This is a genomic window from Nocardiopsis lucentensis DSM 44048, from assembly GCF_000341125.1.
Taxonomy (GTDB): Bacteria; Actinomycetota; Actinomycetes; order Streptosporangiales; family Streptosporangiaceae; genus Nocardiopsis; species Nocardiopsis lucentensis.
On sequence record NZ_ANBC01000506.1, the window covers coordinates 1 to 8331 of the forward strand.

Genomic DNA, 8331 nt, shown 5'->3' on the forward strand with positions numbered 1-8331 from the left:
TGGTGGGCGGGCGTCGTGTAGGCGACGGACAGGTCGGGAGGAAGACCGTCGGTCAGGATCCCCTCGCGGTCGACCGGGCAGGAGACGACCTCGGCCCCGCGCGACCCCAGCACACGGTGGGCCTTGGCGTAGCCGGGGCTCTCCACCCCCACGCGCGTGCCGGGGCCGAGGAGGGTCGCGGCGACCAGGTCGAGGCCGTTGCCGGTGCCCCGGGTGACCAGGACGTTCTCCGGCCCCACCCGCACGCCGCGCGCCCGGCGTAGGTGTTCGGCCAGCAGTGCGCGCAGACGGGGCAGGCCGCGGGGGTCGGGGTCGTCGCCGAAGGGCTCCTCGGCCGCGTGCCGCCAGGCCCGGCGCCAGGCGGCGCGGTCGATGTCGAACACCCAGGGGGCTCCCGGCCGGAGGTCGACCATCCCCCGCCGTCTGGCCTCCGGTCGGGACAGACGCGGCGCCAAGGGCCGCACCGGGGGCGGATCGACGGCGGGAAGTGGGCCGTGGTCGGCGACGAAGGTGCCGGACCCGTGCCGCCCCTCCAGCCAGCCCTCGGCGTAGAGCTGCTGGTAGGCCTCGGTCACCACGGTCCGGCTGACCCCCAGCTGCGCGGCGAGGGCACGGCTGGCGGGCAGGCGCTCGCCGGGCTGGAGGTAGCGCCCCGACATGCCCTCGCGCAGCGCGTCCGCCAACTGTGCGGTGAGGGGCGGGGCGGCGTCGCGGTCCAGGTCGATGGGCAGGTCGGTGAGGTGCCGGGCCACAGTGGTCTCCCATTTTGGGTCAGAAGTGGACATGGTCTGGGTATCCACTTCTGTCTAGCGTAGGAGCATGCTCTCCACCACCGAACGGACCCGGCTCGGCCGGGCCAAGCACAAGGCCAGGACCGACCGCGCCGAACTGTACGACCTCCTGGACGCCGGACTGGTCTGCCACCTCGGAGTGGTCGTGAACGGCGCGCCCATGGTGGTCCCCACCGGGTACGGCCGCATCGACGACACCCTCTACCTGCACGGGTCCACCGGGGCGCGGTCGCTTCGCGTCCCGGGAGAGGTGTGCGTCACCGTGACCCTGCTCGACGGCATCGTCATGGCCCGCTCCACGTTCCACCACTCGGTCAACCACCGCTCCGCCATGATCTACGGGACACCGCGTGTGGTCACCGATGAGGACGAGCGGATGGCCGGGCTGCGCGCGCTGACCGAACAGCTGGCGCCGGGCCAGTGGGACGTGGCCCGTCGGCCCAACGCCAAGGAGATGGCGGCCACACGCGTGCTGGCGCTGTCGCTGGAGGAGGCCTCGGTCAAGGTGCGGACCGGGCCGCCCGCCGACGACGAGGAGGACTACACGCTGCCGGTGTGGGCGGGCGTCCTGCCGGTGCGGCAGGTCTTCGGCAAGCCCGAGCCCGACCCCGCGCTCGCGCCCGGCCTGGAGGCGCCGGACCACGTCGCGCACCGGCCCGACCCGGCCTGAGCGGACGCCGCTCTCTCCGCCCCCGGTGGCGCGCCGCCCGCCCGCACGGCGCCGACGGGGCACGGATAGGTTGGCCGGTGTCCGACCGGCGACCCGTGAAGGAGCCCCATGGCGACGTCGAGCGCACGCATCACCCTCCTGGTGCTCTACACCGAGCGCGTGGAGGAGTGCCGCGACTTCTACTCCGCCCTGGGGCTGCGCTTCGAGCTCGAACAGCACGGCCGGGGCCCAAGGCACCACGCCGCCGTGCTCGACGACGGCACCGTGTTCGAGATCTATCCCGTCCGCGACCGGCCCACCGGCACCGTCCGGCTGGGCGTGAGCGTCGACGGCGCCTCGGCCCGACCGCCGCTCGCGCCCGGACGCCATGTGCTCACCGACCCCGACGGCCGCAAGGTCGACGTTCAGGCGACCTGACCCACCGGTCGGGCGACACACCCGGGCGGTCAGCGGGGGAGGGGCAGCACCCGGCGCGGGCCCTCCGGGGGCGCGGGCCGGGGACCCCACTCACGGGGGTAACCGAGGGACACCTCGATGTGGGGCACGCCGTCCACGACGATGGTGCGGGGGATGTGCAGGTGCCCGTAGACGACGGCGCGGGCCCGGTAGCGCACGTGCCAGTCGGCGGTCTCCTCCGTGCCGCACCACTGGGCGAACTCGGGATAGCGCAGGACGCGCGTGGGTTCGCGCACCATCGGCCAGTGGTTGACGAGCACCGTGGGGGCGCCCTGGGGGAGGGCGTCCAGGCGCCCGCGGGTGTAGTCGAGCCTGGCGCGGCACCAGGCGTCGCGGCCGGGATAGGGGTCCGGGTGCAGCAGGTACTCGTCCGTGCACACCACCCCGGCGTCGTGGGCGACCGCCAGGGCCTCCTCCTTGGTGCGTGTTCCCTCGGGGCGGAAGGTGTGGTCGTAGAGGAGGAACAGGGGAGCGACGACGACCGGGCCGTCGGGACCCTCCCAGACCGGGTAGGGGTCCTCGGGGGTGTGCACGCCCAGGTCGCGCAGGGCACGCACGAGGTACTCGTAGCGGGCCAGGCCGCGCAGTCGGACGGGATCGGTGGGCACCGTCCACAGGTCGTGGTTTCCGGGAACCCACACCACCGTGGAGAACCTCTTGCTCAGCAGTTCCATGGCCCACAGGATGTCGTCGGCGGTCTCGGCGACGTCACCGGCGACCAGGAGCCAGTCGTCGTCGGACTCCGGCCGCAGCGCCTCGGTGAAGGCGCGGTTCTCCCCGTGCCGGACGTGGAGGTCGCTGATGGCGACCAGGCTCATACTGTCGTCCCTCCCCGCGTACGTGGACGGCGTCCACCCTACGCAGCGGTCCCGTGGCGGGCACGGGGCGGGTGGCCCGCCGGTGAGGGCGTGCGGCCCCTTTCGTCACGTTTGGTGACGGTACGGAGGACACGATTGCGTATGGCTTTGGTGCGCCTTCCCGAGGATCGTGGCTCCGTGTCATTGGCTGGTCTCCGACAGTTGCGTCGAGTCGGCTTTCGTAAGGAGAAGGCATGTCCGTTCGGAAAACGCTGTGGACCGTCGCGCTCGCGGTCGTGGTCGGACTGGTCCCGGGGGTGGCCTACGCCCAGACCCCGGATGAGCCGGTCAAGGTCCGCTGCGGGGCGACGGACTCGTTCTGGGGCCTGCTGATCTGCGCCGCCACCTGCTCGGAGGCCCTGGACAAGGACACCGTGACACTGCAGGAGTGCAAGCGGATCGACGGCGAGGTCCGGTAACCGCCGAGCCCGAGGGAGCGGCGGGGCGTGGGCCNNGCCCTCCGGTCGCCGCCGGACCGGGACCGGAAAGTCGGGGCCGGTCGGGAACCTGGTGCCGGACTCGGGGGTCCAACCTCATCGCACGTACGAGACCACGGGCGCGTCGCCGCCCGCGGTGGCACGAGATGAGGTAGCGGCCCGTGTTCGGAATCCTGCGTCCCTGTCGGCACACCCTGTCCGACGGACTCGCCGAGGAGTGGATGTCCCACATGTGCGGGTTGTGCCTGGCCTTGAGGGACGATCACGGGCAGACCTCGCGGATCGCCACGAACTACGACGGACTGGTGGTGTCGGTCCTGGCGGCGGCCCAGTCCGAGGAGTGCGCGAGCACCCGCGCGGCCGGTCCCTGCCCCCTGCGCGGGATGCGCGGCGCCGAGGTCGCCGACGGCTCCGGCGCGCACCTGGCGGCGTCGGTGTCGTTGCTGTTGGCCTCGGCCAAGATCACCGACCACATCGAGGACGGCGACGGCTCCTACGCCCGACGCGGCGTGCGAGCGTTCGCCGGGCGGGTGGCCGAGCGCTGGCGGCGTGGCGCACAGGCGTCGGGTGAGCGGCTCGGGTTCGACGGCTCCGGGCTGGTGGCGGTGGTCGGGCGACAGCGCGAGGTCGAGCTCGCGGCGGGACCGGGCACCGACGTTCTGACGGTGACCCGTCCCACGGAGGAGGCCACCGGCACGGCGTTCGCCCATACCGCGGCTCTGGCGGGACGCCCGGCCAACACCGAACCGTTGCGTGAGGCGGGACGCCTGTTCGGCCGCCTCGCGCACCTGTTGGACGCCGTCGAGGACCGCGAGGAGGACGCGGACAAGGGCGCCTGGAACCCGCTCACGGCCACCGGGACCGGGCTCGCCCGAGCCCGTGAGTTGTGCGACGACGCCGTCCTGGGCGTCCGGCTGGCCTTGGACGAGGCGGAGTTCACCGACGACCGCCTGGTGCGCGCGCTCCTTGTGCGAGAACTGCGCCGTGCCGTCGATCGTTCCTTCGTCCACGCCGGGTACCCCGGGCAGGGACATCCCGCCCACGGCCACCAGCCGTACCGGCACCCCCGCCACGGGCACCCGAACCAGCGGCCGCGCCATGGCGGAGGCGACCACTTCTCCGCCGGCGGAGGGGACCACGGCTGGACCGGGGACGGTGGCGGTTCCGGCGGGAACCACGGTTCCGGCGGGTCGTCCGACAGGAAGGGGTGCTGCGGATCCTGCTCGTGCGACACCCCCGCGTGGTCGCACCCGCCCCGCGGACGCGGCGTCCTGCCGGGGTGCGCGGTCGCGCTGTTCATGTGCTGCACCTGTCAGTTCTGCTGCCGGGACCCCCACCCCGGGCCGTGGTCGGGCAAACCGCGCGAATCCTGGTGCGGCCTCTGCGAATGCTGCACCTGCTGTAACTGCTGCACCTGCTGTGACTGTTGACACTGTGACCGACGCCACGGATCCGTGGCCGGATCCGGCCACGGCCCGCCCCGTTCCGACAGCGGGGTCGGGAAGCGGGGCGCGCAGGGCCGACCGCGGTCCGGGTCACGGGCCCGGGCCGCCTCAGCGCAGGTGGGAGGCGCCGTTGACGTCCAGGATCGCGCCCGAACTCCACACAGCCTCGGGGGAGGCCAGGTAGCGCACGGCGTTGGCGACCTCGCGGGGCTCGGCCACGCGGCCGAACGGGCTGTCCGCGCGGACCGCGTCGGTGAGGCGGTCGGCGACGCGCTCGGTCTCGACGAAGCCCGGAGCCACCGAGGCGACGCTGATGCCGTGCGGGGCCAGCGCGACCGCCAGTGACTGGCCGAGGGAGTGCAGGGCCGCCTTGCTCGCTCCGTAGGCGGGGTGGTCGGGCTCACCCCGGTAGGCGCCCCGGGAGCCGACGTTGACGATGTGCCCGCGCGTGCCCCGGTCGATCATGTGCCGGGCGACGAGGTAGCTGACGTCGGCCGCACCGAAGACGTTCACGTCCATGACCGAACGCCAGGCCGTCCGCCACGCGTCGAAGGAGACCGAAGCGATCGGGTGCGCCGGGTTGAGCGCGGCGTTGTTCACCAGGACGCCGACCCCGTCGGTGCGCTCGATCGCCTGCTCCACCAGGGACGCGGCCCCGTCAGGGGCGGAGAGGTCGGCCTGGACGAGGACGTGTCCCTCCCCGGGCAGCCGTTCCAGTGTGGCCCGCGCCTCGGTCCGACGGTTCCCGCAGTGCACGACCACCCGGTCCCCCTGTTCGGCGAAGGCCAGGGCGATCGCCCTGCCGATGCCTCGCGAGGCTCCGGTGACCAGGACGTTCCTCCTCACGCGGCCTCCCTCGCGGGGATCACTGAGTAGTACCGGCGTTTCATCCCATGACGTGACATGTCGGACACCCTAGCCGTTCGGGTCGCGGAACCCGGACGCCCCAGGTGTTCCGCTCCGCCCCGTTCGGCCCCCAGCGGTGGCGCGGGGTACTAGCGTTGCGTACATGGATCGTCTCACTGCGCTCAGGGAGCATCTCAGATCGATGCCGATCGATCGGGTCGCCGACATCCTCGGTGAGCTCGTGGAGGGAGTGGAGGAGGACGCCCGGCGGGACCTGCTGCCGTACGCGGCGAGCGCGGTGGCCCGCACCGGGGTGTTCGACGCGCTGACCGCGGCGCAGTGCGACCTGCTCGTCGCGGCGGCGGACGTCACCGCCAAGACCGAGGCCGCCTCCCGGCGCCTCGGAAGGAGGCCGCGCCGCTCCGGTGGCTCCACCGCCCTACCGCTGCACCGTGCCGAACTCCTCGCCCGGATCGGCACCTGGCACGGCACCGCTCGGCGCGCGGCCGAGGCGGCGCTCAGCGAGTTGGAGGGGCGTGCCCTCGTCTGGCCCGCCGGTGATGACCGCTACCACCTCGCCCTGGGGTTGGTGGAGGCGTTCGGCGTCCACCGGTGGGGGCCACGGGTCTTCTCCGCCTTCACCGAGGTCCTGGCCGCCACGGAGCTGCACCGGGTCGCCCTGGCGCTCGGTGCCGACCCCACACGGGAGCCCGCCGTGGTGAGGCGGGCGATCGTCGCGCGTCTGACCGACCCCGACCAGGTGCGCGCGCTGCTCGACACCGCCCCGGAGGGGGCCGTCACTCTGCTACGGCAGCTCGCGGCCAGGGGAAGGGTCCTGGCCACGGACTGCTTCGAGGAGGATGGCCGGTCGCGTTACCGGATCCGTCCGGAGGGGTCGGGCGACCCGGACACCGACTGGCTGGCCGAACGCGGACTCCTGGTGCCGGTCGGGCCGGCCAGGGCCATGCCGCCGCGCGAGGTGGCCGCGACGGTTCGGGAGAGCGGGCCTCTCCCCTTCGCCCCGTCACCACCCGAGCCCGTGGGGCTCCCCACTGACCCGACCGCCGTGGTGGACCAGGCGAGGGCGGCGGTCAGCGCGGCACTGGACGCGGTCGACCGGCTGGTCGAGGAGATCGCGGCCCGGCCCCTGGTCCTGCGCCGGGTGGTCGGCGTCAGCGCCGGGGACCGCGACCGGCTCCCCCCGGCGCNNNCGGGCGCTGGGCGTGGGTGACGCCGAGGCCCGGCTGTGGGTGGAGACCGCCCACGAGGCCGGGCTGCTCGTACGTGACGGACGCCGGATCACCACGGCCGACTGGGCTCCGGCTTGGAGGAGCGTCGAGCCGCCGAAGCGGGTCGCCCCGCTTCTGGAGGCGTGGCTGCGGCTTCCGGGGGTGCCGACCTGGGGTCCGGACGGCTCGGAGGCGGGCATCCCCGGGACGCAGACACTGCCGGGAGCGACCGCGCTGCGGTCCGCCCTGGTCCTGGCGCTGGGCGCCCTCCCCGAGGGGTTGGGGAGCGGGGTCACGTCCGGTCCGCTGCTGTCCGCCGGGCTCGTCGAGGACCGGGACCAGAGTCTGCCGCCCGGGCTGTTCTGGCTGGTCCGGTCGGCGTTGTGGTACCGACCGGCCGCCGGGGACTCCGGAGCCGTGGTCGAGGCGTTCGTCCACTCCCTGTACGAGGCGGAACTGATGGGGGTGGCCGCCCAGGGTGCGCTCAGCCCCTTGGGCAGGGCGCTCGCCGGGTACGTGCGCGGGGGCGGGGGCCGTTTCGGCGACGGTGAACTGGAGCAGGCCGCGGCCCTGCTGTTCGAGGACGCGGGCACCCCAGCGTCGTGGGGTGGCCTCGACACGTGCGTGGAAGCCGACGACACCGGCCCTCGGCGTGGCGCCTGCCGGTCCGACGCCCGGCTCTGCGCCGATGCGGCCGACACCCCGACCGCCTCCGCCGGACACCACTGGCCGGTGGTGGAGCTCCCGGCGCGGGCCAGGCGCCGCAGACTACTGGACTGGGCGCACTCCCTCACCACCGACACCTGACCCGTCGGTGTCGGGGCTCGGCCGCCGAGCGCGGTGCAGGTGTGTGGCCGCGACGGTGACGGTCGCGGCCAGGAACACCGCCTGCAGCGCGGTGCGCGGGACGAGTTCCTGGTGCGCCGCCAGGTCGGCGCCGGACAGCGCCAGGTGGACGTTGGCGGGGAACATCGCCAGGAGCAGGACGGTGAGGCCGGCGGCCGACCAGGGTGCGGTCCGAGTCCACAGCAACGCGGCGGCGCCGACGAGTTCCAGGACACCGGTCACGGTGACCAGCAGACCCGGCGCGGGCAGCGCGGGCGGGACCATCGCGACGAGTTCCTCGCGCATTCCGACGAAGTGGACCGTGCCGGTGAGCGCGAACATCGCCGCCAGCCCGCCGCGCAGGGCGACCGGCCACGGACGCAGCCGACGCACGCCGAGAGCTCCGCAGATCCCCAGGACCAGGGTGACGCCGACAAGGGTGATGAGGGGTTCCACGGTGGCTCCTTCTAAACTTTCCAGTGGAAAGATTGCTTCACGGGGGAGGACTTGCCAATGGCAAGATACCCCTGCGAGAGGGTAACTTGTCAATGGAAAGATGTGGTGGCGTCGGCCGCCGGGCGGACCGCGACGCTTCCCACGTCATGGCCCTGCGGAGACCGGGAGGCGCAGGAGGCGGGGCGGCGGCCCTCCGCCCCTGGTGACTCCCGGAGGCTCCTGGGAGCTGGAGGTCGACCCGGCAGCCGGGCGGGCGGCCCGCAAGCTCGGCCCTTCAGGACCGAGAAGCCGATGATTCGACGCGGGAGCCGGCCACACC

9 protein-coding genes are annotated in these 8331 nt (G+C 73.6%); 5 read left to right on the plus strand and 4 right to left on the minus strand.

Features of this window, described 5'->3' with window-relative positions; translation table 11 throughout:
* Positions 1 to 785, minus strand: a 785-nt coding sequence (locus tag D471_RS0117915; RefSeq protein ID WP_152486360.1) for an aminotransferase-like domain-containing protein, incomplete at its 3' end; no start/stop codon positions are given.
* 34 nt (positions 786 to 819) lie between these two features.
* Here D471_RS0117915 and D471_RS0117920 point away from each other — a divergent pair.
* Entirely contained in the window at positions 820 to 1461 is a 642-nt protein-coding gene (locus tag D471_RS0117920) for a pyridoxamine 5'-phosphate oxidase family protein (protein ID WP_017599890.1), read from the plus strand.
* 108 nt (positions 1462 to 1569) lie between these two features.
* The gene (locus D471_RS0117925) at positions 1570 to 1878 is read left to right on the plus strand and encodes a VOC family protein (protein ID WP_017599891.1); all 309 of its coding nucleotides are present in this window, start codon (positions 1570 to 1572) and stop codon (positions 1876 to 1878) included.
* 29 nt (positions 1879 to 1907) lie between these two features.
* Here the strand turns inward: D471_RS0117925 and D471_RS0117930 are convergent, their stop codons facing one another.
* The gene (locus D471_RS0117930) at positions 1908 to 2735 is read right to left on the minus strand and encodes a metallophosphoesterase family protein (protein ID WP_017599892.1); all 828 of its coding nucleotides are present in this window, start codon (positions 2733 to 2735) and stop codon (positions 1908 to 1910) included.
* Positions 2736 to 2968: 233 nt separating this feature from the next.
* Between D471_RS0117930 and D471_RS0117935 the strand changes: the two genes are divergently transcribed.
* Both D471_RS0117935 and D471_RS0117940 read left to right on the plus strand, forming a co-directional pair.
* On the plus strand, positions 2969 to 3193 hold the full coding sequence (locus tag D471_RS0117935; protein WP_017599893.1) for a hypothetical protein: 225 nt from the start codon (positions 2969 to 2971) through the stop codon (positions 3191 to 3193).
* A gap of 179 nt (positions 3194 to 3372) precedes the next feature.
* A complete protein-coding gene (locus D471_RS0117940) occupies positions 3373 to 4641 on the plus strand; it encodes a DUF5685 family protein (RefSeq protein ID WP_017599894.1) in 1269 nt (422 codons plus the stop codon).
* A gap of 123 nt (positions 4642 to 4764) precedes the next feature.
* On the opposite strand, the gene D471_RS0117945 is transcribed toward D471_RS0117940, so the two are convergent.
* Positions 4765 to 5502 (minus strand): SDR family NAD(P)-dependent oxidoreductase, encoded by a 738-nt coding sequence (locus D471_RS0117945; RefSeq protein ID WP_017599895.1) that lies wholly within the window; start codon positions 5500 to 5502, stop codon positions 4765 to 4767.
* Between the two features lie 1223 nt (positions 5503 to 6725).
* On the opposite strand from D471_RS0117945, the gene D471_RS0117955 reads away from it, so the two are divergent.
* The gene (locus D471_RS0117955; protein ID WP_026127834.1) at positions 6726 to 7538 is read left to right on the plus strand and encodes a hypothetical protein; all 813 of its coding nucleotides are present in this window, start codon (positions 6726 to 6728) and stop codon (positions 7536 to 7538) included.
* Here the strand turns inward: D471_RS0117955 and D471_RS0117960 are convergent.
* Positions 7500 to 8012 (minus strand): DoxX family protein, encoded by a 513-nt coding sequence (locus D471_RS0117960; protein WP_017599896.1) that lies wholly within the window; start codon positions 8010 to 8012, stop codon positions 7500 to 7502. The genes D471_RS0117955 and D471_RS0117960 overlap by 39 nt on opposite strands.
* Between the last annotated feature and the right edge of the window lie 319 nt (positions 8013 to 8331).

Coding starts and splice junctions, on each gene's coding strand:
- D471_RS0117935 (WP_017599893.1), top strand. CDS start 2,969: ATGTCCGTTCGGAAAACGCTGTGGACCGTCGCGCTCGCGGTCGTGGTC.
- D471_RS0117920 (WP_017599890.1), top strand. CDS start 820: ATGCTCTCCACCACCGAACGGACCCGGCTCGGCCGGGCCAAGCACAAG.
- D471_RS0117925 (WP_017599891.1), top strand. CDS start 1,570: ATGGCGACGTCGAGCGCACGCATCACCCTCCTGGTGCTCTACACCGAG.
- D471_RS0117930 (WP_017599892.1), bottom strand. CDS start 2,735: ATGAGCCTGGTCGCCATCAGCGACCTCCACGTCCGGCACGGGGAGAAC.